Annotated in this window: 20 protein-coding genes; 11 read left to right on the forward strand and 9 right to left on the reverse strand. The window is 73.2% G+C overall.

What is annotated here, in order from left to right; all coding sequences use genetic code 11:
* Nucleotides 1–41: 41 nt before the first annotated feature.
* The 3 genes from BM223_RS02245 to BM223_RS28180 are packed head-to-tail and all read left to right on the forward strand — an operon-like array spanning nt 42 to nt 1965.
* Nucleotides 42–857, forward strand: a complete 816-nt coding sequence (locus tag BM223_RS02245) for a maleylpyruvate isomerase family mycothiol-dependent enzyme (protein ID WP_038681976.1) — start codon at nt 42–44, stop codon at nt 855–857.
* Between the two features lie 8 nt (nt 858–865).
* Nucleotides 866–1795 carry an oxidoreductase gene (locus BM223_RS02250; protein WP_038681973.1) on the forward strand — a complete coding sequence of 310 codons (930 nt, stop codon included), beginning with the start codon at nt 866–868 and terminating at the stop codon, nt 1793–1795.
* The gene (locus BM223_RS28180; protein ID WP_141267404.1) at nt 1792–1965 is read left to right on the forward strand and encodes a DivIVA domain-containing protein; all 174 of its coding nucleotides are present in this window, start codon (nt 1792–1794) and stop codon (nt 1963–1965) included. Before BM223_RS02250 ends, BM223_RS28180 begins: the two co-directional genes overlap by 4 nt.
* On the opposite strand, the gene BM223_RS28785 is transcribed toward BM223_RS28180, so the two are convergent.
* The gene (locus BM223_RS28785) at nt 1934–2092 is read right to left on the reverse strand and encodes a hypothetical protein (RefSeq protein WP_170222531.1); all 159 of its coding nucleotides are present in this window, start codon (nt 2090–2092) and stop codon (nt 1934–1936) included. The two genes, BM223_RS28180 and BM223_RS28785, sit on opposite strands and share 32 nt — an antisense overlap.
* Nucleotides 2093–2202: 110 nt before the next feature.
* Here BM223_RS28785 and BM223_RS02255 point away from each other — a divergent pair, with 110 nt between their 5' ends.
* The 4 genes from BM223_RS02255 to BM223_RS02270 all read left to right on the forward strand — a co-directional run bounded on the left by BM223_RS02255 (nt 2203) and on the right by BM223_RS02270 (nt 4859).
* Nucleotides 2203–2607, forward strand: coding sequence for a YjbQ family protein (locus BM223_RS02255; protein WP_218030671.1), 405 nt, complete (start codon nt 2203–2205; stop codon nt 2605–2607).
* Nucleotides 2608–2698: 91 nt separating this feature from the next.
* On the forward strand, nt 2699–3835 hold the full coding sequence (locus BM223_RS02260; RefSeq protein WP_038681969.1) for a sensor histidine kinase: 1137 nt from the start codon (nt 2699–2701) through the stop codon (nt 3833–3835).
* Complete coding sequence (locus BM223_RS02265; RefSeq protein WP_038681967.1) at nt 3832–4488, forward strand: response regulator; 657 nt, start codon at nt 3832–3834, stop codon at nt 4486–4488. The genes BM223_RS02260 and BM223_RS02265 overlap by 4 nt, the downstream gene beginning before the upstream one ends.
* 71 nt (nt 4489–4559) lie before the next feature.
* The gene (locus BM223_RS02270; protein WP_038681965.1) at nt 4560–4859 is read left to right on the forward strand and encodes a putative quinol monooxygenase; all 300 of its coding nucleotides are present in this window, start codon (nt 4560–4562) and stop codon (nt 4857–4859) included.
* 27 nt (nt 4860–4886) lie between these two features.
* Here the strand turns inward: BM223_RS02270 and BM223_RS02275 are convergent, their stop codons facing one another.
* The 8 genes from BM223_RS02275 to BM223_RS29625 form a co-directional block, all read right to left on the reverse strand.
* Nucleotides 4887–5882, reverse strand: a complete 996-nt coding sequence (locus BM223_RS02275) for a hypothetical protein (protein ID WP_038681963.1) — start codon at nt 5880–5882, stop codon at nt 4887–4889.
* A 66-nt stretch (nt 5883–5948) separates the two neighbouring features.
* Nucleotides 5949–6743 (reverse strand): crotonase/enoyl-CoA hydratase family protein, encoded by a 795-nt coding sequence (locus BM223_RS02280; protein ID WP_038681961.1) that lies wholly within the window; start codon nt 6741–6743, stop codon nt 5949–5951.
* 33 nt (nt 6744–6776) lie between these two features.
* Nucleotides 6777–8180 carry an exopolysaccharide biosynthesis polyprenyl glycosylphosphotransferase gene (locus BM223_RS02285; protein ID WP_052139054.1) on the reverse strand — a complete coding sequence of 468 codons (1404 nt, stop codon included), beginning with the start codon at nt 8178–8180 and terminating at the stop codon, nt 6777–6779.
* On the reverse strand, nt 8177–8671 hold the full coding sequence (locus BM223_RS02290; RefSeq protein ID WP_075018445.1) for a glycosyltransferase: 495 nt from the start codon (nt 8669–8671) through the stop codon (nt 8177–8179). Before BM223_RS02290 ends, BM223_RS02285 begins: the two co-directional genes overlap by 4 nt.
* Complete coding sequence (locus BM223_RS02295; protein WP_038681958.1) at nt 8668–9123, reverse strand: glycosyltransferase family protein; 456 nt, start codon at nt 9121–9123, stop codon at nt 8668–8670. The genes BM223_RS02290 and BM223_RS02295 overlap by 4 nt, the downstream gene beginning before the upstream one ends.
* Before the next feature lie 75 nt (nt 9124–9198).
* Nucleotides 9199–9885 (reverse strand): response regulator, encoded by a 687-nt coding sequence (locus BM223_RS02300; protein WP_038681956.1) that lies wholly within the window; start codon nt 9883–9885, stop codon nt 9199–9201.
* Complete coding sequence (locus BM223_RS02305; RefSeq protein WP_158510233.1) at nt 9882–11381, reverse strand: sensor histidine kinase; 1500 nt, start codon at nt 11379–11381, stop codon at nt 9882–9884. Before BM223_RS02305 ends, BM223_RS02300 begins: the two co-directional genes overlap by 4 nt.
* A 240-nt stretch (nt 11382–11621) precedes the next feature.
* Entirely contained in the window at nt 11622–17042 is a 5421-nt protein-coding gene (locus tag BM223_RS29625; protein ID WP_052139051.1) for a PKD domain-containing protein, read from the reverse strand.
* 371 nt (nt 17043–17413) lie between these two features.
* Between BM223_RS29625 and BM223_RS02315 the strand changes: the two genes are divergently transcribed.
* From BM223_RS02315 to BM223_RS02330, 4 genes are read left to right on the forward strand one after another with little or no spacing between them, the layout of a single operon-like run.
* Nucleotides 17414–18793, forward strand: coding sequence for a GumC domain-containing protein (locus BM223_RS02315; RefSeq protein ID WP_038681952.1), 1380 nt, complete (start codon nt 17414–17416; stop codon nt 18791–18793).
* Complete coding sequence (locus BM223_RS02320) at nt 18790–20268, forward strand: lipopolysaccharide biosynthesis protein (protein ID WP_052139050.1); 1479 nt, start codon at nt 18790–18792, stop codon at nt 20266–20268. The genes BM223_RS02315 and BM223_RS02320 overlap by 4 nt, the downstream gene beginning before the upstream one ends.
* Entirely contained in the window at nt 20265–21140 is an 876-nt protein-coding gene (locus BM223_RS02325; RefSeq protein ID WP_038681950.1) for a sulfotransferase family protein, read from the forward strand. The genes BM223_RS02320 and BM223_RS02325 overlap by 4 nt, the downstream gene beginning before the upstream one ends.
* A complete protein-coding gene (locus BM223_RS02330; protein ID WP_052139049.1) occupies nt 21137–22351 on the forward strand; it encodes a class I SAM-dependent methyltransferase in 1215 nt (404 codons plus the stop codon). The genes BM223_RS02325 and BM223_RS02330 overlap by 4 nt, the downstream gene beginning before the upstream one ends.
* Nucleotides 22352–22356 lie beyond the last annotated feature (5 nt).

The following is a 22356-nucleotide window of genomic DNA, read 5'->3' on the forward strand; positions in this document are numbered from 1 at the left end:
TTGCGGCACCTCGTCCCCTCCGGCTCGCTAGCATCGGCGGCATGAGCGACCGCGAGCTGCTGGCCGGCTACGTCGAGACCTGGTGGAGCGCGATCGGTGACTTCACGGCGCTGCTCGACGAGCTCGCCCCCGACGACTGGGCCCGGCCGACCGACCTTGCCGGCTGGGACGTCAAGGCCGTCGTCTCGCACACCGCGCACCTCGAGTCGCTGCTCGGCGGCGGGCCCGACGAGACCGCCGAGGTCGGCGACGCGCCCCACGTCACCGGCCCGATGGGCCAGTTCACCGAGATCGGCGTGATCACCCGGCGCGACGTCCCGCCCGCCGCGATCATCGAGGAGCTCCGCGCCCGCACCAGCGCCCGGCACGCCGAGCTGCTCGCCGCGATGCCCGACGACGCCTCGGCGCCCGCCCCCGGGATCTTCGGGATGATCGGCTGGAACCAGCGGACCCTCCTGCGCAACCGGCCCCTCGACGTCTGGATGCACGAGCAGGACATCCGCCGCGCGATCGGCCGGCCCGGCGGCCTCGACACACCCGCCGCGCGCCACACCGCCGAGTACCTCGCCGAAGGCTTCGGCTTCGTGATCGGCAAGCGGATCGCCCCGCCCGCCGGGACGACGGCCGTGCTCGACGTCGCCGGCAGCGAGCCCGTCGCCGTCCTCGTGGGGGACGACGGCCGCGCGCAGCGGCTGCCCGACGTACCGGCCGCGCCGACCGTCGCGCTGTCCATGGACCGCGAGAGCTTCATCGTCCTCGCCGGCGGGCGCCGTCCCGCCGCCGAGGGCGCCGTCACCGTCTCGGGCGACCAGGAGCTCGGGCGCCGCGTTGTCGCCCGGCTCGCCACCACTCCGTGAGGGATCCGATGACCGACAAGTGGAATGTCGCCGACCTGCCCGACCAGACCGGCCGGACGATCGTCGTCACCGGGCCGACACTCGGCGGCCTCGGCCACCACACCGCCCTCGAGCTCGCCCGCCGCGGCGCGCGCGTCATCCTCGCCGGACGCAACCCGGCGAAGGTCGAGGAGACGGTCGGCGCCATCCGCGCCGAGGTGCCCGACGCCTCGCTCGAGGCCCTCCACCTCGACCTGGCCAGCCTCGGCTCGGTGCGCACCGCGGCGGCGGCGGTCGCGCAGGTGGGGGCGATCGACGTGCTCGTCAACAACGCGGGGGTGATGGGAACGTCGTACTCGCGGACGGCGGACGGGCTCGAGCTCCAGCTCGCGACCAACCACTTCGGCCCCTTCCTGCTCACCGGCCTGCTGCTCCCGCAGCTCGTCCAGAGCGGCGACGGGCGCGTGGTCACCGTGTCGTCGATGTTCCACCACTTCGCCGGCAAGGCACCCCTCGGCGATCCCCGCGAGCAGCGCGGCCGCTACAGCAAGTGGCGCGTCTACGGGCAGTCCAAGCTCGCCAACCTCCTCTTCACCGCCGAGCTCGACCGCCGGCTGACGGCCGCCGGCCTGCCCGTCCGCGCACTCGCCGCCCACCCCGGCTTCGCCGGCACCCACCTCGCCGCCAACGGCCAGTACGGCCGCTCCCACGGCGGCATCGCGTCGATCCTCGACGCCGGCGTCAAGGCCGTCTCGCAGTCGGCCGCGGCCGGGGCCTGGCCGTCCCTGATGGCCGCGACCTCCGACCTCCCGGGCAACACTTTCGTCGGGCCGAGCGGGCTTCAGCAGATGTCCGGGACGCCGCGGATCGTCGGGCGCAGCAAGCTCGCCCGCGACGAGGGCGCGGCGCGGCGGCTGTGGGAGATCAGCGAGGAGACCGTCGACCTGGAGTACCCGTGAGCGCGCCTTCCGGCTCGGCCGACGAGAACGTGCGCTTCGTCCACGACGTCCGCTTCCGCCCCGTGCGCTTCCGGGACGGCTACGAGATGGCGCCCGTCGACGACCTGATCGACCAGCTCGCGGCGGCGTTCGGCGAGGTCAGGCGGCGAGGGGCAGCGCGCCCGGCATGACCGTCGGCGCGCAGTCGCACGTGTCGCTGCACGCGAGGAAGGTGTGCGCCGCGTGGCCGCAGGCCGGGCACGGCAGGTCGTGGCTGAGGTGCTGGCGGTGCTCGTGGATGCTGGTGGTCTCCCACATGGCCCTGCTCCCGTCTGGTCGGTGGTGCTCTCACCTTCTCCACGTATGACCGGCGCCGGATTCGACACTCATCGCGCTCCTTCCGCCGATTTCTCGGCAAGATGGGCGTCGTGGACACCGAGACCAGGACCTACCGGACCGGCGACCGCGAGGTCGTCCTCGACCTGACGGACGACTGCTCGTCGTACGTCGCGGGGCGCGGGGACGGCCTGCTCCACGTCTTCGTCCCCCACGCCACCGCCGGCCTCGCCATCCTCGAGACCGGCGCCGGCAGCGACGACGACCTCCTCGCCGCGCTGGCCGACCTGCTGCCGGCGGACGACCGCTGGCGCCACCGCCACGGCAGTCCGGGGCACGGCCGCTCGCACGTGATGCCGGCGTTCGTGCCGCCGTACGCGACGGTGCCGGTGGTGGGTGGGCGGCTGCTGCTGGGGACGTGGCAGAGCGTCTGCCTGGTCGACCTGAACGTGGACAACGCCGTGCGGGAGGTGCGGTTCAGCTTCCTGTCGGGGTGAGCACGGCGGGCGCCACGTCGTCCGAAAGTACGGCGTGCATATCGTGCTTGTGCCCCGTACGGCGAGCGCCGCGGCTCTCTAGGCTGCAGAGGTGCTCGCCGCCTTCGTCCGCTCGATCCTCGCCGAGCCCCGCGCCCCCGACCCGCCCGCACGGGTGTGGTGGGACTGGGTGCTGGTCGGCGCCCTCCTGCTCACGGCCACGGGCGAGGCGATCTTCCGCTCCGACGTGCCGGCGCGGCCCTGGGCCGCGGCGGTCGCGCTCCTGGTGATCCCGGTCCTGCTCTGGAGGCGTACCCATCCGCTGCTGGCGACCGCGGTCGGCTTCGGCGGCTCGATGGTGCTCAACATCCCGATGATCTTCGAGGACCTGCCCGACGTGGGGCTCCACTCGATGGCGTGCGTCCTGCTGCTGCCGTACGCCTTGTACCGCTGGGCCTCCGGACCCGAGGCGCTGATCGGGACGGCGATCGTCGCCGTCCCGGCGAGCGTCGCCCTCGCGAGCACCGCGACGCCCGTCGGCGACGTGATCGGCGGCACCACCGTGCTGGTCGCCTCGTTCGCCCTCGGTGCCGCGATGCGCTACCGCGCGGTCGCGCGCTCGCGGCAGGTGCAGCAGGTCCGGATGCTCGAGCGCGGTGTGCTCGCCCGCGAGCTGCACGACACCGTTGCCCACCACGTCTCGGCCATCGCCATCCAGGCGCAGGCCGGGCGCGCGGTGGCCGCCGTCGACCCGGCCGCGGCGGTCGAGGTGCTGGCGGCCATCGAGGAGGAGGCGTCGTGGACCCTCCACGAGATGCGCACGATGGTCCGGGTGCTCCGCGACGGGGAGGTGACCGACTACGCGCCGCAGCGCGGCATCGACGACCTGGACGAGCTGACCCGGATGAGTCCCGTCGTCCAGGTGCACCGCTCCGGCCACCTCGCCGGCCTGCCGCAACCGGTGGACGTGGCGGTGTACCGCATCTGCCAGGAGTCGGTCACCAACGCGATCCGGCACTCCCGCAACGCCACGGTCGTCACCGTAGCGGTCACGGGCGACCTCGACGTCGTACGGTTGCGTGTGCACGACGACGGAGAAGCCCCCCGCCCCGCCACCACCGTGGGCTTCGGCCTGCTCGGGATGGCCGAACGGGCCAAGCTGCTCGGCGGCGCCTGCCAGGCCGGCCCGGACCCGATCGGCGGCGGCTGGACCGTCGAGGCCACCCTCCCGCGCGAGGTGTCGCGATGACCATCCGCGTCGTGGTCGCCGACGACCAGCCCCTCGTCCGCACCGGCCTCACGATGATTCTCAACGCCCAGCCCGGCATCGAGGTCGTCGGCGAGGCCGGCGACGGTCACGAGGCCGTTGCCGTCGCCCGCGCCCTGCGCCCCGACGTCTGCCTCTTCGACATCCGGATGCCCGGCATCGACGGCGTCGAGGCCACCCGCCAGCTCGCCGGTCCCGGAGTCGAGGACCCCCTCGCCGTCGTCGTCATCACGACCTTCGACATCGACGAGTACGTCCACGGCGCCCTCAAGGCCGGCGCCCGCGGCTTCCTCCTCAAGGGCGCCGGCCCCGACCTCCTCGTCCAGGCCATCCACGCCGCCGCCAACGGCGACGCCCTCATCTCTCCCGACATCACCCGCCGCCTCCTCACGACGCTGGCCGGCCTCGAGCGCGCCGTCCCCCCTGCCCAGCCGATCGAGCCGCTCACCCAGCGCGAGGAGGAGGTGCTCCTCACCGTCGCCCGGGGCCGGACCAATGCCGAGATCGCGGACGAGCTGCACATCACGCTGAGCACGGTGAAGACGCATGTCGCGGCGCTGATGAACAAGATCGGCGCTCGGAACCGGGTCGAGGTCGCGATGTGGGCGTACGAGACGAAGCGGATCAGGGGGTAGGCGCGGGGGTACCGCCCACCTGCGGCATCCGGCCGCAGCAGTACGTCCTCGACATCGAAGGAGTACGACCCATGCTCAGCAAAGCACTACTGGTTCGCCTCGAGGCGTTGCCCGGCAAGGAGCAGGAGCTGGCCGACTTCTTGACGGAGGCGCGATCGATCGTCATGGAGGAGCCGGGCACCGTCGCCTGGTTCGCCCTCCGGTTCGGCCCCTCGACCTTCGGCGTGTACGACGTCTTTCCTGACGACGAAGCGCGCGACGCGCACCTGGCCGGTGGCGTCGGTCAAGCGCTCGGACCCAACACCGGTGTGCTCTTCTCGGAGCCGCAGATCGAGAAGATCGACCTCCTCGCCGACAAGGTCCCGGCGTAGAGGAGCCGCACGAACGGGCGGTGGCGTCTAGCGATCCTCGGCCAGCCGCTCGCGGCGCTTCTCCTCGCGCTTCGAGTACGCCGCCGCCCGGATCGCCTCGTCGGACTCCAGGCCGCTGCCCAGCGCCCCGCCGACGGTGGCCGCGGACGCGACGAACCAGGCCAGCACGAAGAGGTCCTGGTAGCCCAGTGACTGCTGGAGGTAGCCGCCCATCACGGCGGGGTCGAGCACGAACATCGCCCACGCCAGGTTCAGGACGTAGAGCGCGAGATAGCAGATGGACGCGCCCGCGGTCAGCGTGATCAGCGTCGACGTGTTGTACAGACGCGATCGCTCCCGGGCCCGCGCCGAGTCGTCCTCTGGACGGTCCCAGAGCTCGCCGTCGACGACGAGCCAGCCGACGACGAGTGCGAGCGAGACGATCGTCGCGAGGATCAGGCGCCACCAGTCGAGCGAGCCGGCCAACAGCCAGACGGTGGAGTTGATGGTGGCGATGGCGCCCGTCGTGAGGGCGGCGACGAGTGCCGACTTGAGCCCGGGCACGAGCAGCCACGGCCGGTTGGCCAGCACCATGCCGAGCAGCAGCCGCCAGCGCCCGCTGCGCCGTGGGAGCGGCACCCGGTGGTCGTCGTCCGCCGCCGGGTCGGCCATGCTGCGGAGGAGCTCGTCCAGTGCGTGCCGGCCGCGCCGGTGCAGGCGCAGGCCGCCCAGCGCGGGCAGGGACATCACTGCCGTCCTCTGCTGCTGGTCGGTCTCGATCAGCAGGTACCGGCCGTCGTCGTCGCGAAGGGGGAGCTCGGTGAGCCCGACCACCAGGTCCCAATCGTGCTCCCGGCCCCGGTCCGTCAGCCGGGACAGCACGGTGTCCGTGCTCTCGCAGGCGACGGTGAACGGTTCGCTGAGCACCTCGACGTTCCAGGCGTGACGGTCGTCGTCACCCTTCGAGTGGTGCTCCTCGAACCCGCGCACGATCTGCGTGGGCTTGGCCGGGTCGGCGACGAGGCCGATGCTGAGCGGCTGCATCTGCCCGCGGTACCCCGCTCCTCGCAGGCGACCCGGTCAGCGACGGATCTCCGCCGTCGGGGCCCCCTACCGCCCCCGAGGCCCGTACGACGCGGAAGCCTTCCCGAACGCCGCCTCCCGGGCCGCCTTCGTGTTGCGCGCCGCGAGCAGGAACGCCTGCTCGACCCGCTCCCGCGCGAACGTACGACGAGCAGACGCGTTCCAGGTCGAGTCGAAGAGCCGCTTGGCAGCAGCGAGCGCGTCGGGCGACTTCGCCGACAGCTCGTCGGCCAACGTGAGAGCCGAGGCGACGGGGTCGAGGGAGAGCGACGTGACGAGGCCGAGGTCGGCAGCGCGGGAGCCGTCGAAGATCTCGGCGGTCATGGTGAGGAGCTTGGCCTGGTCGATGCCGACGAGCTCCTTGAGGGACTGGATGCCGGACATGTCGGGGATGAGGCCCCACTTGCCCTCGAGGACGGACCAGCGGGAGTCGGGGGTGGCGATCCGGAAGTCGGCGGCGAGGGCGATCTGGAGGCCGCCGCCGAGGCAGTGGCCGTGGACGGCGGCGATGACGGGGACCGGGATGCGGCGGAAGGCCCAGGGGGCCTCCTGGAAGGTGTTGGTGCCGCGCCAGGGGCGGGGGACGAAGGCCTTGGCGACGCCGGCGGGGTTGCGGAGGACGGAGGCGAAGTCGAGGCCGGCGCAGAAGGCGTCGCCCTCGCCGCTGATGACGACGGCGCGCAGGGACTTGTCCCTGCGGAGGTCGTGGGCGGTGGCGACGAGGTCGTCGAGGATGTCGAGGGTGAGGGCGTTGAGCTTCTCCGGGCGGTCCAGGCGGACGTGGGCGATGCCGTCGGAGGTCGTGCAGGTCACGTGGCTCATGAAGGCGATACTACTCGCAAGTAACAACGACTCCTAGTAGGCCCCGCGGCCGCGGAGCACCGCCCCGACCGTTCGTACGACGATCCGCGCGTCGAGCAGGAGCGACCAGTCGTCGACGTACTCCTGGTCGAGGCGGACGGAGTCCTCCCACGACAGGTCCGAGCGGCCGGAGACCTGCCACAGACCGGTCATCCCCGGATGGACGACGAGCCGGTGGCGGACGTCGGGGTGGTAGCGCTCGACCTCGGAGGGGAGGGCAGGGCGGGGCCCGACGAGCGACATCTGGCCGAAGATCACGTTGAAGAGCTGGGGCAGCTCGTCGAGGGAGGTGCGGCGCAGCCAGCGGCCCACGCGGGTGACGCGGGGGTCGCGCTGGATCTTGAAGAGGGGGCCGCTGCCCTGGTCGGCGACGGCGAGGGCCGCGAGGGCGGCCACGGTGTCCGCGTCGGCGTGCATGGTGCGCAGCTTCCACATGGTGAAGCGGGCGTCGTCCTTGCCGACGCGGGTCTGCCGGTAGAACGCGGGCCCCGGCGAGTCCAGCCGGACGGCGAGCACCAGGGCCAGCAGCAGCGGCGCGAGCACGAGGACGGCGAGCAGGGCGAGGACCCGGTCGAGGACCCGCTTGACCGCGTGGCTGGGCCCCAGCCGGCGCGGGGCGTCGACGTGGAGGAGGGGCAGGTCCTCGTCGAGGTCGAGGCGGGTGCGGCCGGCGGGCGAGATGTCGAGGCCCGCCCAGACGAAGACGGCGAGGCCGGCGTCCTCGAGCCGCCACCGCAGGCGGCGGACGGCGGCCGGGTCGATCGCGGGATGCGGGGCGATGAGGACGGCGTTGGCGTCGCCGGTGAGGACCAGCTCCGAGCAGGACGAGAGCCCCTGGCCGAGGGGCAGGTCGCCGAGGCCGGGGGGTGGGCCGGCGGCGACGCAGGCGCCGACGACGGCGAACCGGTGCGGGTGGGTGCGGACCAGGCGGTCCACCAGGTCCGGCAGTGCGGCGGAGCCGCCCACCACGACCACCCGGTACGACGGCCCGGCGGGCAGCAGCCGTCGTCCCGCCATGCCGAGGGCGGCGGTGCCGGCGCAGACGGCGCTGACGGTGAGAGCGGAGAGGCGGTAGTCGATCGCCTCGGCGGTGAGCAGCGCCGCGGTCGGGAGCACGAGGGCGGCGAGCAGCAGGCGATGGCTCCGCAGCGCGACCGAGCCGGGCAGGCGGTAGTCGCCGGTCATGCCGACGGCGGCCAGCCAGAGGGGAACGAAGAGGAGGGCGTCGGGCCCGCGGTGCACGCCGCCGACGACGGTGCCGAGGCTGACGACGAGGACCGCGGCGACCGCGTCCCCGGCGAGGAGCAGCCGTCCGGTGCGGTGCCGGACGATCCGCCGGACGGCGGTCCGGGTCCCGGTCGTCGTCCGTGCCTGCAGGCGGGCCTCGACGACGGTCATCGGTGCACGAGGTCCTCGACCAGCGCCTCGAAGCGGGCGAGCGTGGGGGAGGGGGCGCGGTGCACGGGGAGCGGGTGACCGAGGAGGACGGCGAGGTCGAGGCGGGCGCGCAGCTCCGCCGCGTCGTACGCCGTCACGACGGTGCCGCTGCGCGCGAGGAACCGCGCGAACCGCAGCTGGTGGTCGTCGACGTGCTCGCCGAGCGCCGGGTCGCGGGGGACGACGATCGGCGTGTGACCGTGCTCCCGGGCGTCCATGATCGTGCCGGGGCCGGCATGGGTGACGACCGCGTCGGCGCGGTCGAGGAGGTCGGCGAGCGCGCCCGGACCGAGCATCGCCGACCCCGGGACGGCGGGTGGGAGCGGCGTCGCGCCGTGCTGGACGTGGAGCCGGAAGACGCCCCGGTACTGGAGATCCGCCGCCCACGCGACCAGACGGTCGAAGCGGTGGTGGTCGGTGCCGACGAGGACGGCGACCAGCGGCGGGCTCACCACAGCTCACCGACCAGGACGGAGGAGCGGTAGAGGTGCTGCTGCTCGGGCCACTGCACGAGGAAGAGGTCGGTGACCGGGCGGCACAGCCGGCCGGTCAGCGTGCGCGTCTCGATCCGGTCGTAGACCTCGAGGTAGACGGTGCGCGCGTGCTGGCGGTGCGCGTGCTCCAGCCAGAAGTACGGCACGGCGACCGCGGCGCCCGTCGTGACGACGAGGTCCGGTCCGTAGGCCCGGAGCACCGCGCGCGCCTGCACGGTGTTGCGCAGCAGGTTCGGCAGGTTGCGCGTCGTCGGGTGGTGCGCCCAGGTGACGTCCTCGCCCTCCAGCTTGGCGATCGCGTCCTCGGTGTTGAAGGTGACCCAGTGCCGGTCGTGCTTCTCCCACCAGCTGCGCAGGCACATCAGCTGGGCGAGGTGCCCACCGGACGAGGAGACCAGCAACAGGCGCATGCAGTGACCCTAGGGAGGCGCGACCATCGCGACATGCCCCAAATGTGGCATAGGGACAGGCGTTCCGCGCCGGGCTCAGTGCTCCGGAGGGTGCCAGCCGACCTTGAAGGCCGCGCCCACGGCGGCGATCTGCGAGCTCATCTCGAGCTTGGCGAGGATCGACTTCACCTGCGAGCGGACGGTCGCCTCGGAGACCACGCTGGTCCGCGCGATCTCCCGCACCTGGGCCCCGGTCATGAGCGCGCCGAGCACCTCGGACTCACGGCGGGTCAGCCGTTCGAGCCGGCCGCGGAGGTCGCGCAGCTCGTCGCGGTCGTGCAGCGCGACCTCGATGAGCGCGGCCCGTTCGTCCGGTGTCATCAGGGGAAGCCCGTCCCGTACCCGGCGCACGGTCGCCATGACCTCGCTCAGCGGGCACGTCTTGAGGAGCACCGCCTTGGCGCCGTGGCGCACGGCCTCGCCCCACCGCGAGCGGTCGACGCTGCCGGTGATGACGATGACGGCGGCCCCGGTCGCACTCAGCGGCGCGATGAGCCGCAGCCCGTCGCCGAGGCGACCGAGGCTGAGGTCGAGCAGCACCATGCGCGGTGCGTTGCGGGCGGCGGCGGCGAGGACCGTCGCGAGCGTGGCGTGGCGGTCCGCGAGGTCGATCCGCCGTACGAGGTAGCCCTCGGCCTCGAGGGAGAAGGCGACCGACTCCGCGAACAGCGCGTGGTCGTCGATGATCGTGATCCGCATCGGGCGGTGTGGTGATCCGTTCATCCAGCCATTCCTGTCGTTCGCTCGCCCGAGGAGCTGAGGCGTAGCGGACGCGCGGGAGCGGCGGCGTCGGCGTGGGGAAGCGTGACCACGAAGGTGGCCCCGCGTTCGGGTCGACCAGAGTCGAGCCGGAGGGAGCCACCGAGCTCGAGCATCAGTCGGTGGGCGCGCTGCAGGCCGATGCCCTGGCCTGTCGAGAAGGTGCCGCGGGCGCCCCACTGGAAGAGGTGGTAGCGCAGGGCGGGGTCGACGCCGGGGCCGTGGTCGGACACCCGGATCTCGACCTCGCGGCCGACGACCCGCGAGTACACCGCGGTGGCGGTGCCGTGGGCATGCCGGTGGGCGTTGGTGAGGAGCACGTTGAGGACCTCGGTGATCCCGTCGTGCCGGCCGACGACGTGGAGCCCGGTGGGCTGCCAGGTGACGCGGTGGCCCAGTGCCTCCTGGGCGATGACGAGCGGCTCCACCAGGTCGTCGACGGACAGGTCGGCGACCTTCTCCTCCGGCTCGTCGGCGACCCGCCGGCGCAGTCGCTCGGCCTCGACGTCGACCATCCGCTGCAGCGCCTCCCGGCGCGGCCCGGGCGGGACCTGGTCGCCGGCGAGGAGGTGGACGCCGGCGACGATGCCCGCGGTCGCGGCCCGGACCTCGTGCACGACCTCGCGGTCGTGCTGCACCGTCGCCTCGGCGACGGCGGCTCGGTGCGCGAGCGCCGACTCGCGGTCCCGGGTGCTGGTCAGGGTCGCGAGCAGCAGGCTGATCACGGTGGTGAGGATCAGGGCGTTGCACACGACGACGGCGACCACCGCGATCGGCGGCGGCGACGACGCGTGCTCGATGCTCGCCCACAGCCGGGCCACGAACAGCAGCACGACGCCGGTGCCGACCCGCAGCGCCGCCCAGTGCGGGAGCGGGGAGCGCACGAGCTGCACGCACATGAGGACGATCAGGCCACCGGTCGCGGCGATCATGACGACGTCGACGGGGCGGTGCAGGTCGAGGTACGGCGAGAGGCCGGTCGCGATCAGCGCCAGGCGCACGCACAGCACGAGAAGGCCGAGCAGCAGGCCGGTCGCCATCGGGTTCATCCGGGGCAGCCGGGTGCCCCGGGCGCCGTGCGCGACGAGCCCGAGGACGGCGACCAGGGTGACGAGCTGGCCGACCGAGAGAAGATAGGTGTGCCCGGTCTGGGTCGGGTCGGCGAGGGCCCACACGATGAGCGGCAGGTCCTGGACCGCGACCACCGCGGCGGCCGCGGCGAGCCGGGAGCGCATCAGGTTCGGTTCGACCCGGGTGTCGAAGGCCAGCACCTGCGCGCTGCCGAGCAGCACCAGGTTGGCCAGCACCATGCAGACCTCGCCGGCCGCCGCCATGGGGTCGAGCGCGGGGCTCTGCATGAGGAGCACGGCGTACGGGTGCAGCATGAGCGCGGCCAGCAGGGCCGTCCACCCGATGGGGGACGGACGGGTCAGCCGGGACAGTCGTTGGCCCGGGGGCACGTGCTCACTTCGTAGGGGCGCGCCTGCCCCGAACTGGGTAAAGAATCGCCGTCGAGTGACCGCCCGAGAATCCACCCTGCGCGGGTGACGGGACTGACGGCCCGGAATCGGACTCGTCATGACAGCGATTATGCGCGGCCCTCGCGGCCCTGCACCCGGAACGCCGGAACGTCCCTAATATTTGGGTTTTCGTCCCGATTTGTCGAGGGTCTTCACCACAATTGGATGTCCGGCTCCACCTCAGGGCACGGTCACCGCGCGGGTCGTGGTGGTCGCCGCGCCCCACCCGTCGGTGACGATCAGCGTGACCGTGTAGGTCCCGGCAGCCGGGAACGTGTGCGCCGGCGAGGTCGTCGTCGAGTCGGCCGATCCGTCACCCCACTGCCAGCGGTAGGCGAGGGTGTCGCCGGTGTCGGGATCGGACGAGCCGACCGCCGAGAAGTTGCACGCGAGGTTCGCGCAGGCCGGCGGGTTGAGGACCGCGACCGGCGCCCGGTTGCCCGGCGGCGTCGTGATGGTGACGGTCTGCGTCGCCGTGCCGGTGTCCCCCCACTCGTCCTTCGCGGTGAGCACGACCGTGTAGGTGCCGGCCGCGGTGTAGGTCCGCGTCGGGACCGGTCCGGTGCCGCTGCCGTTGCCGAACGCCCACGAGTAGGTCAGCGTCGTGGCGTTCTCGTCGGTCGAGCCGCGGGCGTCGAAGGCGCACACGTTGTTGGTGCAGGAGACGGTGAAGCTCGCCACGGGCGGGTTGTTCGGCGGGTGGAGGACGGTCGCGTGGCGCTCGTAGATCACGCTGACGAAGTTGTGCTGGTCGATCGCCCGGACGCGCACGGTGTACGCGCCGGCCGGGATCACCGGTGTCGTGTAGGAGAAGTTCGACCCGGGGGTGCCGGGGCTGTTGAGGAAGGCCGTGCGCCAGCTCGCGGTGGTGCTGGTGAACGCGCCCGACGAGCTCATGTACTGGCCGGCCGCGTTGACGATCGCGACGTCGACCTCCTGCATCGCCTGGTCGTCCTCGGCACGTCCGCTGACGAAGATCTTGCCGTCGGGGAACTCGGTGCCCTCGGTCGGGCTGAGCAGCGCCTCGTTCATCACCGGCGGCTGGTCGCCCGGGTAGATCGGGTAGCGCGAGGTGGCGCCGGCCGTCGACGGGTCCTGCTGCCCGGCGCTGTCCCAGGCGTAGGCCGTCACGTTCCAGTCGCCCTGCGTCGGCAGCGCCACGTTGAGCGTCCATCCCGTGCTCGTCGCCCCCGGGTTGGCGAGGGTGGCGTCGAGGGTGGCGAAGGACGCCGACATGGTGCCGTTGGGCTGCAGGTACCGGCTGGTGTCGGCGTCACGGATGGCGACCCCGACGCGCGCGACCCCCTTGTCGTCGGTCGCCCCGCCGGCCAGGTTGAGCAGCAGCACCTGCTGGCCGGTGATCGTCCCGGTCGGCGTGATGGTGGCGTTCGGCGGAGCGTCGCCGGGGATGGCGGCGTTGAGCGTCAGCCGGCCCTGGTTGGCCGACGACGTGCTGAGGCCGATCTGGTCGTCGGCACTGACCGTGAAGGTGTAGGTGCCGGGGCTGAGGTTGAACGGCGTCGTGTACGACCAGTTGTAGCTGGCCTGGTTGAGGTTGACCGGCGAGATCCGGTACGAGCCGGCGATCACGTTGGTGCCCCACGACCCGTCGGACGCGAGCCGCTCACCGGTCGAGTTGTTGCGGAGGGTGATGGTCACCTCGTTGAGCGCCTGGTCGTCGTTCGCCGAGCCGGTGAACGTGATCGGGCTGCCCGGCGTGACCGTCACCGGCTGCGCGGCCGTGGGCGGCACCATGACGGCCGGCTGGGTGATCGAGACCGTCGGCGGCTGGCCGTTCTCGCTCACGATCCAGCGCCGGTCGGCGGTGTCGAGCGAGGACTGGCCGGCGGTGTCGGACGACCGGGCCTGCGCCCACCACTCGTCCTCATAGGGGACCGTCACCTCGTACGACCAGGTCGTGCTGGTCGCGCCGACGACGTCAGGCGTGACCCGGAACGTGTGGTACGTGCCCGACACCGTGCCGTCGTCCTGCAGGTAGCGGTCCCGGCTGTCGCGCAGCGTGAAGCTGACGCCGTTGACGCCGATGTCGTCGGCCGCGGAGCCGGTGATCGTGAACGTCAGCTGGCGCAGCGGGCTCGGCGGCCCGGTGATGCTGGTCGTCGGCGGCCGGTCGTCGGTGCCGAACGTCTCGAACTTCTTGGTCGCCTTGGTGTTGTCGGCGGTGCCGTTGCCCGCGACCGCGCGCGCCCGGACGAGAAGCTCGCGGTTGGCCGTCATCGTGAGCGGCAGCCGCCAGGTGCGGGTGCTGCCGGTGCCCGGGTCGAGCGTGGCGTTGATCGTGTTGCTCGTCGTGCTGCCCCACGTGGTGAGGTCGTCGTTGAGGTAGCGGTTGGAGTTGCGGTCCATGATCTCGACCTCGACCCGCTGGACGCCCGACGCGGCCGTCGCGGTCCCGGTGATCTCGAACTGCTCGTCGACCGGCTTGATCCGGCCCTCGATCGGGTCGGTGATCACGGTCTGGGTGCCGTTCTGCGCGGGCACGTTGCCGAAGTCGAAGAACCCGATCCGGCCGACGTTGTAGCCGCCCTTGGTGTTGCCGTCACCGCCCACGAACAGGCCGCGCGGGGTCGCCTCGATGTGCTTGTCGCCCTCGTAGGAGTTGGACGTGACGAACCACTCGAGTGCGTGCCCGTCGGCCGGGTCCAGGGCCGCGAGGTGGAAGCGCTTCACGACGGCGTCGCCCAGCGAGTAGCCGGACAGGCCCTGCCCGGTGCCGTACCCGACGTCGTCGAGCCCGGGCCACGGCACCGGCGCCGTCGCCGACTCGGACCACTGGAAGTGGCCGCCGACGTAGATGCCCGCCTCCGTGATGGCGACCGAGTACGTCGAGTCGAACTGCCGCGTGATCCACACCGGCTTGGCGTCGGCGTCGTCGTTGAGGTTGAACCGGATGACCGTGTCGTTGATCGGCGGGCGGTCGCCGCCGGAGCCGCTGGTGACGACGAAGTACGAGTCGTCGGGGGAGATGTCGCCGCCGTACGCCCGCTGGATGCCGCCGACGAACTGCAGGTTGTCCTCCCACAGCGTGGTCCGCCACGGGGTCAGCTTGTTGGTGCGCGTGTTGATGATCGCGACGCCGTACCGGTTCTGGCCGTTGACCTGGCGGCCGGTGTGCACGACCAGCAGCCGACCCTCGTCGTGGGACAGCTTCAGCCGCTGCACGGCGAGCTCGCCGTTGGTGCCGATGCCGCCGGTGATGTTGTTGACGAAGTCGCTGCGGACCGCGCCGGTGACGCCGTCGACCGCCGCGAGCGCGCCGCGCGGCACGTTGTTGATGGTGGTGAAGCGCCCGCCGGCGTACACGGTGGAGTTGGTGACCGCGAGCTCGTTGACCTTGCCGTTCGCGTTGGCGGTGAACCCGGCGACCGGCGCACCGGTCGTGGGATCGAGCCGGGCGATCGCCTTCTTGGACTGGCCGTTGACCGTCCCGAAGTTGCCCGAGATGTAGAGCTTCGTGCCGTCGGGCGAGGCCTCGACGGCGTCGACGCCGCCGTTGGTGAACGTCGGTCGGAAGCCGGTGTCGACCTGCCCCGTGCTCCAGTTGTATGCCGCCAGGCCGGCCTGGTTGACGATCGCGCCGTTGTTGGGCTGGCGGATCGAGGTGAAGGTGCCGGCCACGTAGACCCGGTTGCCGACGACCTCGATGTCCCAGATCTCACCATCGGTGATGGTGGGCTGGTTCGTGCGCGGGGTGTCGGGGACGATCGCGGTGTGTCCCGGCGGCGGGGCGGGCAGCACCGCGGTGGCGCTGCTCGTGGTCTGGGCGGTGTGACCGTGGCCGTCGTTCACGGTGAGCGTCACGGTGCGGGTGCCCGGCGTCGCGTACGTGTGCGACGGGTTGATGCCGGTCCCGGTCTGGCCGTCGCCGAACTGCCAGGAGTAGGTCAGCGCGTCCTTGTCCGGGTCGAAGGAGTGGGCGGCGTCCATCTCGCAGGTCAGGCCCGCGCAGCCGGAGGTGAACTCGGCCACCGGGGGCTCGTTCGTGCCGGTCGCGTCGACGCCCGGGTCGAGCACGACCGACAGGAGCATCGAGCGCGAGACCGACGTGCTGGTGGTGGCGGTGCGCCCGGCGACCGGGCCCACCGGGACGGCGCCGTTCGAGTCGCCGACGATGCCGCTCACCTTGCCGGTGCCGGTCGCCGCCGCCTGGGTGCGGGTCGGCTCCCCGGCGGGCAGCGTCCACACCGTGTCCGTGGAGGACTTCTCGCTCCACACGTTGACCAGCCACGAGCCGGCGTTCGCCGCGGAGACGGCGGGCGTGGTGTGGCTGGTGGCCGAGGCGTCCGCACCCCCCAGCGCGGACGCCCCGACCACGGCCGGACCGGTGCTGCGGTAGGCCGCGACGGTCATCACCGACTTGGCCAGGGCGCTGCCGGTGACGGTCACCGTGCGCCCGGCGTCGGCGGCGGTCGCGGCCCGGGTCCAGGCCCGGCCGCGGATCCCGTTGCCGTCGCGCGACTGCAGCAGCGTCCAGCCGTCGATCGTGTCCGTGATCGTGCTCGTCGTCGTGTTGGTGACGAGGAAGAGCACCAGCCGGTCGCCCGGCTCGACGGACGCCGGGACCGTCACCGAGTGGCCCTGCCGGTTGCCGGCGGTGCTGGCCGCGGCGACGTAGGTGATCTCGCCGGCGGTGACGGCGACGTCCGGGCTGACCTGCTTGCTCGTGCTGTCCTGGTGGCTGCCGTCGCTGACCGTGAGGGTCACCGTGCGCGGTCCGGCGGAGGCATAGGTGTGGCTCGGCGTGCGTCCGGTGGCGGTGCCGCCGTCGCCGAACGTCCAGGCGTAGGTGAGCGTGTCCCCGTCGGGGTCGCTCGAGCCGGAGGCGTCGAACGAGCAGACGAGCCCGTTGCAGCCCGCGGTGAACGCCGCGGTGGGCGGGCCGTCCGAGAGGTCGCCGGGGCTGATCACGACGGAGAACGTCGCCGACCGGGACGCCGTCGTGCTCGTGGTCGCGGTCCGGGCGGCGGCGGTGCCGGTCGCGACCGGAGCGCCCGAGTCACCCCAGGAGGCGCTGACCTTCCCGGTGCCGGTCGCGGCGTCCGTGCCGCGCGACGTCGTGCCGGCGGGCAGCGTCCACACCGTGTCGGTCGAGGACTTCTCCGACCAGTAGCCCATCAGCCACGAGCCGGCCGCGGCGACCGGCACGGCCGGTGCGACGTGGCTCATGCCGGACGTGTCGGTCCCGCCGGCGACCGCGGTCACCGTGGGGGTGAGTCCGGTGCTGCGGTAGGCGCTCACCGTGACGACCGACTTGGCGGCCGCGCTCGTCGTGACCGTCACGTTGGCGTTGGGGTCGGCGGCGGTCGCCGTCCTGCTCCACAGCCGGCTGCGGATCCCGTTGCCGTCGCGAGTGGCGAGGAGCTGCCAGCCGGCCAGGTCGGCGATCGTGCTGGTCGTCGAGTTGGTGGTGAGGGCGAGGACGAGGACGTCGCCGGCCTGGGCGGCGGCCGGCACCCGCACCGTGTGCGCGGTGCGGTTGCCGTTCGTGCTGGCCGAGGCGACGAACCCGATCGTGCCCGGCGCGGCCTGCGCGGCGGGTGTGAGGAACGGTAGTGGCGCGAGTGCGGGGACGAGCATCATGACTGCCGTGATGGGGACGAGCAGCCACGCGACATGACGCCGCAGTCGGCCGGGGACCGGTTGATGCCGACTGATCCTGGCTGAACACATGTGCATCACCCGTCCCCGCACTCGCACGGCCCCCGGTCCCGAGGGCTCTGCGATCGTGTCAACCGCTCCCGGTGGCGGCATGACCGATATTGGGCAGGAATCCCCCATCCCTGCTGGGTTTCCGGGACCGGTCACCCCAGCCCTCCCACAAATTGGGGGTATCCCGGCACAGGCCCTCCCGGAGCCCTGAGACGCGCTCATGATGAGGCGATCCGACGAGCCGGTCGTCGGGTTGGGGAGGTGTCATGGGCCAGCTCCGGAGGGTCACACCGCGTTTCATCATGGGCGCCGCGGTCGCCGCGGTCCTCGCTGTCGTGCTCGGCGCGGGGGCCGGCGCGACCTGGGCGCGGCACCGCGACCAGCAGCACACCGCGACCGCGGTGATCATGCTCGCCCCCTCGGAGGGCAATGCGTACAGCCCGGGCGGGCGCGGCGACGACCTGGTCAACCTCGAGACCGAGGCCCAGGTGCTCCAGTCGGACGCGGTCGCCCGCGCCGTCCTCGCGACGTTGAAGGAGTCGGGCACGCCGGCCGACCTGCTCGCCGCGATCCAGGTCGAGGTGCCGCCCAACACGCAGCTGCTCGACATCACCGCACGCGGACCCGACGACGCGACCGCCCTGGCCCGGGCCTCGGCCTTCGCCAAGGTCTACCTCGACTACCGGAAGTCCCGCACCGTCGCGGCGATCACGGACCGCACGTCGCGGCTCGAGGCGCTCGTGAAGCTGCGCGAGAACGAGCGCAACGCGACGGTGAAGAAGCTCGACCTGCTGGGGTCCGGCGACCCGCGGCGCGGGCCGCTCGACCAGCAGGCCCAGGAGCTGATCGTCCAGATCAGCTCGCTGCGCGCCCAGCTGGCCGCGGTCCAGGCCGTCGGCCTCGACCCCGGCCAGGTGGTCACCCCGGGACAGGTGACGGCACCCGGACCGTGGGCCGATCCGCTGCGCGCAGGCCTTCTGGGGGGAAGCCTGGCGCTGCTGCTGACCCTGTCCGTGGTGGTGGTCCGGTCCGGGCGCACCGCGCCCGACGTCGTACGGCGGCTGGAGGACCTCGCAGATGCGGGGCCCACGCCGCTCGGCGTCCTCCGGGCCCCGGTCCGGGCCGACAGCGACGTGATCGCCCACGCGCGATCCGTGGTGCTCGCTGCCGGCTCGGACCGGCCTCCGGTCGTGACCGTCGCACCGCCGGTGCGCGACAAGGCGCTGACGTTCGCGGCCCTGGTCGAGTCGTTCGCCCGAGCCCGCTACGAGGTCGTGGGCGTCGACCTGACCCGCCCCGACGACCTCGCCGCGATGGCGAGCCTGGTGCTGCAGGAGGCCGTCGTGGACGACGTCCTCGTGGAGGACGGGCACTTCCGCAGCCGGTTGCGGCCGCTGGTCAAGGACGGCGTTCCGGCGCCGGACCCGGCGAGCTTCGGCGACCTCGCGGCCTCGGCGGAGATGGCCCGCAGCCTGGCCGAGCTCGCCAAGCACGCCGACCTCGTGCTGGTCCGCGCGCCCGGCTTCGGCACGGCCGTCGGCCGGGCCCTGCTCGGAGCCTCCACGGCCGTCCTCGTCGAGGTCCGGACCGGCCGCTGCCGGCGCTCCGACATCGACGAGGTCGTCGCCGCGGCATCCCGCACCGGCACGCAGGTTGTGGGCCTGCTGGGGGTGGACGCGTGAAGGAGCTCGACGGGGAGCGCCGGCACCTGCGCGCGGTCGCGCGGGGGAGTGCGGCGACCCTGGCCGGTGCGGTGCTCAGCACGATCGCCGGCTTCGGGCTGGTGCTCGTCGTCACCCGCAGCGTCGCGCCGGACACGGCGGGCCGGTTCTTCGCGGCCACCGCGGTCTTCCTCGTCGCGCTCGCGGCGGCCGGCCTGGGCACCGACACCGGGCTGGCCCGGTTCGTGCTGCGCGACGACCGGCCGGACGCCGTCCGCGCGCTGGTGCGGACCGCGGCACTGCCGGTGCTGCTGACCGCCTTCGCCCTCGCGCTGGCGCTCGGCACCTGGTGGCCCGACACCCGCGCGCTCGTGTGGGCGCTGCCGCTCGCCGCGGCCACCGATCTCTGCCTGGCGGCCGTCCGGGCGCACGCGCTGTTCCGCGCGACCGTCGTCGTCGACCGGATCGTGCGGCCTGCCGTGCAGATCCTCTTCGTCGCGGTGGCGCTCGTCGCCGGACTGCCCGGCGCCGGCCTGGCCACCGCCTGGGCCGCGGCGTACGTCGTCAGCGCGCTGCTCGCGCTCCGCTCGCTGCGCGTCCTCGTCGGCAAGGGGCAGCGCGGTGCAGCGGTCGTCGGCCCCCGCGAGTACTGGCGGTTCACCGGCCCGCGTGCCGTCGCCCGCATCGCGCAGGTCGGCGTGCAGCGCCTCGACATCGTGCTCGTGGCCTGGCTCCTCTCGCCCACGGACGCGGCGGTCTACACGGTCGCGACCCGGTTCGTCGTCTTCGGCCAGCTCGCCAACCAGGCCGTCTCGTCGGTGGTGCAGCCGCGCTTCACGATGATCCTCGCGTCCGAGGACGACGACGCCCCCGGCCTGGTCGACCGCGTGTTCGGCGTCAGCACGTGCTGGAGCGTGCTGCTCGCGTGGCCGGTCTACCTCGCCGTCGCCGCCGCACCCGCCGCCTACCTGGGGTGGTTCGGCTCGTCATACACCCGCGGCGAGGCGGTCGTCGTCGCGGTCGTGATGGCCGGCGGCATGCTCGTGGCAGTGGCGTCCGGCCCGGTGGACACGCTGCTGCTGATGACCGGGCGCAGCGGGCTGAGCCTGGCCAACACGCTCGCTGCGCTCGCCCTCGACGTCGGCCTGTGCCTGCTGCTCGTGCCCCGGATCGGCATCGCCGGCGCGGCGATCGCCTGGGTGGTCGCGGTCGTGGTGCGCTGCGTGCTGGCGGTCGTGCAGCTGCGTGCCGACATCGGGCTGCGGCCGCCGGTCGCCGACCTGGCGCTCGCCGCCGCACTCCCCGTCGCGTGCGTCGGCCTCCCGGTCGCGCTGCTCGGTGTCCTCACCGGGCTGACCCCGGCCACCTGGCTGGCCGCGGTCGCCGTCGCCGGCCTGGGGTACGGCGCCGTCGTGTGGCGGCTGCGCCGCCGGCTCGCCGTCGACGTCTTCGTGACGGGCTTCCGGTCCCGGCGGCGTCTCGCGGTGGCGGCATGATCCGCGCGGCCGCGAGCCGGCTGCGGCGCCGGCTCCCGCTGCCCCTGCGCCGCACGGCGCGCGCGGGTCTGCTCGCCTGGGGCTGGCTGACCGCCGACCTGCGCCAGGAGCCGGACATCCTCGTCGTCGGCGCGCAGCGGGCCGGCACCACCACGGTCTTCCGCCTCCTCAGCGAGCACCCGGCCCTGTGCCGGCCCACGGTCGACAAGGGCACCGGCTACTTCGACGACGGCTACCGGCACGGCCGGCGCTGGTACCGCGCGCACTTCCCCCTCCGCCGGAGCGCGCGCGACCGGATCACGTTCGAGTGCAGCGGCTACTACCTCTTCCACCCGCTCGCCGCCGAGCGGATCGCCCGCGACCTGCCCGATTGCCAGGTGGTCGTGATGGTGCGCGACCCGGTCGCCCGCGCGTACTCCGCGCACCGGCACGAGACGGCGCGCGGCTTCGACACGCTGCCCTTCGCGGACGCCGTCGCGCGCGAGGCGGTGCGGACCGCCGGGCAGGCCGACATGCTCGCCGCGGACCCGGAGGCGACCAGCTTCGCGCACCGGCACCACGCCTACCTGGCACGCGGCGACTACGCCGCCCAGATCGCCCGCTACGTCACGGCCCTGGGCCGGGCCCGCGTGCACGTCGTCGATGCCGACGCGCTGTTCGCCGACCCGGTCGAGGTGTACGTCGACCTGCAGCGCCGGCTCGGCCTGCCGGTGCACCGCCCGGCCGAGGTCGGGCGCTGGAACGAGCGCCCCGGAACTCCGCTGCCCCCCGACCTGGCGGCCGAGCTCCGCCACCACTTCGACGCACCCGACGCCGCCCTGGTCCCGTACCTGGGCCGGGTGCCTCACTGGCGAGAGGAATCCCTGTCATGACCGACCTGCTCTCCGCACCCGCGCGGCACCGGCTGGCGCGGCTCACCCGCTGGCATCCCGGGCTGCGCGACGTGCCCCTGGACCTGCTGCTGCTCGGCGGCCAGAACGGCATGACGGCCGCCGCGTTCGCCACCGCGCTCGGCGACCCGCTGTGGCCCTCGCGGCGCGTGGTCGACGGTCCGCACGCGGCCCTGCTCGACCTGGCCGGGCGCGACGGCTCGGGGGTGATCGGCGACGCGGAGATCCTCGTGTCGTCGTACGGGCGGATGGCGCGGGTGTGCGTACGACGGACCGGCCGCTTCTTCGCGGCCACCGACGACGCCGGGATCGTCGCCCAGGCACGCTCGTTCCTGGCCCGCGCGGCGGGTGAGCAGGTGGCGCTGCCGTCCGACGCGCTGCACTCGCCGCCCGGGCAGCCGGTGCTCGTCGTACCGGTGGCGGACTCGGACTGCTTCCAGGTCCTCGACGGCCACCACCGGATCGCGCTCGCCGCTGCCGCAGGGCTGCCGTCCCTGCCCGTCCGGGTGCGGCGCGGCGCGATCACCACGCCGCTGCAGGACCTGCTCCGCGCGATGTCGTGGCTCGACGGCGGCCGCGAGCTCTACCAGCCCGTCGTGTCACCCGAGCTCGCCGCACGGTGGCCCACCGTGCGCTGCTGCGTCGACCGGCTGGAGGCGATGGAGTCCTTCCTGCGCGGGCGGGACCAGCTCGCCGGCACCTACCTCGACGTCGCCAGCTGCTACGGCTGGTTCGTCCGGCACCTGACCGACCTCGGGCTCGAGGCCGAGGGGATCGAGCGCGACCCGCTCGGCGCGACGCTCGGCCGGATCGTCTACGGCCTCGACCCGGCCCGGATCCGGACCGGCGACGCCGTCGCCCTGCTCGGCGGCTCCCACGAGAGCTGGGACGTGGTGTCGTGCTTCAGCCTGCTCCACCACTTCGTGCTCGGCCGTGGCAGCTGCGACGCCGTCGAGCTCGTCCGGATGCTCGACCGGGCGACCCGCAAGGTGCTCTTCCTCGACACCGGCCAGGAGCACGAGCGCTGGTTCCGCAAGTCGCTGCGGGGCTGGGATGCCGCCTACATCCGGGAGTTCCTGCTCGAGAACACCACCTTCGACGAGGTGCTCGACCTCGGCCCGGACCGGGACGCGGTGCCGCCGTACGAGGACAACTACGGGCGCCACCTCTTCGCCTGCGTGCGGACGGCGTGACGTGG

This window comes from Pimelobacter simplex (genome assembly GCF_900114845.1).
Classification (GTDB): Bacteria; Actinomycetota; Actinomycetes; order Propionibacteriales; family Nocardioidaceae; genus Nocardioides; species Nocardioides simplex.

Bases quoted from the DNA above. Each gene is read 5' to 3' on its own strand.
- BM223_RS02245 (WP_038681976.1), top strand. From the start codon at position 42: ATGAGCGACCGCGAGCTGCTGGCCGGCTACGTCGAGACCTGGTGGAGC.
- BM223_RS02250 (WP_038681973.1), top strand. From the start codon at position 866: ATGACCGACAAGTGGAATGTCGCCGACCTGCCCGACCAGACCGGCCGG.
- BM223_RS28785 (WP_170222531.1), bottom strand. From the start codon at position 2,092: ATGTGGGAGACCACCAGCATCCACGAGCACCGCCAGCACCTCAGCCAC.
- BM223_RS02265 (WP_038681967.1), top strand. From the start codon at position 3,832: ATGACCATCCGCGTCGTGGTCGCCGACGACCAGCCCCTCGTCCGCACC.
- BM223_RS02270 (WP_038681965.1), top strand. From the start codon at position 4,560: ATGCTCAGCAAAGCACTACTGGTTCGCCTCGAGGCGTTGCCCGGCAAG.
- BM223_RS02275 (WP_038681963.1), bottom strand. From the start codon at position 5,882: ATGCAGCCGCTCAGCATCGGCCTCGTCGCCGACCCGGCCAAGCCCACG.
- BM223_RS02280 (WP_038681961.1), bottom strand. From the start codon at position 6,743: ATGAGCCACGTGACCTGCACGACCTCCGACGGCATCGCCCACGTCCGC.
- BM223_RS02285 (WP_052139054.1), bottom strand. From the start codon at position 8,180: ATGACCGTCGTCGAGGCCCGCCTGCAGGCACGGACGACGACCGGGACC.
- BM223_RS02295 (WP_038681958.1), bottom strand. From the start codon at position 9,123: ATGCGCCTGTTGCTGGTCTCCTCGTCCGGTGGGCACCTCGCCCAGCTG.
- BM223_RS02300 (WP_038681956.1), bottom strand. From the start codon at position 9,885: ATGAACGGATCACCACACCGCCCGATGCGGATCACGATCATCGACGAC.
- BM223_RS29625 (WP_052139051.1), bottom strand. From the start codon at position 17,042: ATGATGCTCGTCCCCGCACTCGCGCCACTACCGTTCCTCACACCCGCC.
- BM223_RS02315 (WP_038681952.1), top strand. From the start codon at position 17,414: ATGGGCGCCGCGGTCGCCGCGGTCCTCGCTGTCGTGCTCGGCGCGGGG.
- BM223_RS02325 (WP_038681950.1), top strand. From the start codon at position 20,265: ATGATCCGCGCGGCCGCGAGCCGGCTGCGGCGCCGGCTCCCGCTGCCC.
- BM223_RS02330 (WP_052139049.1), top strand. From the start codon at position 21,137: ATGACCGACCTGCTCTCCGCACCCGCGCGGCACCGGCTGGCGCGGCTC.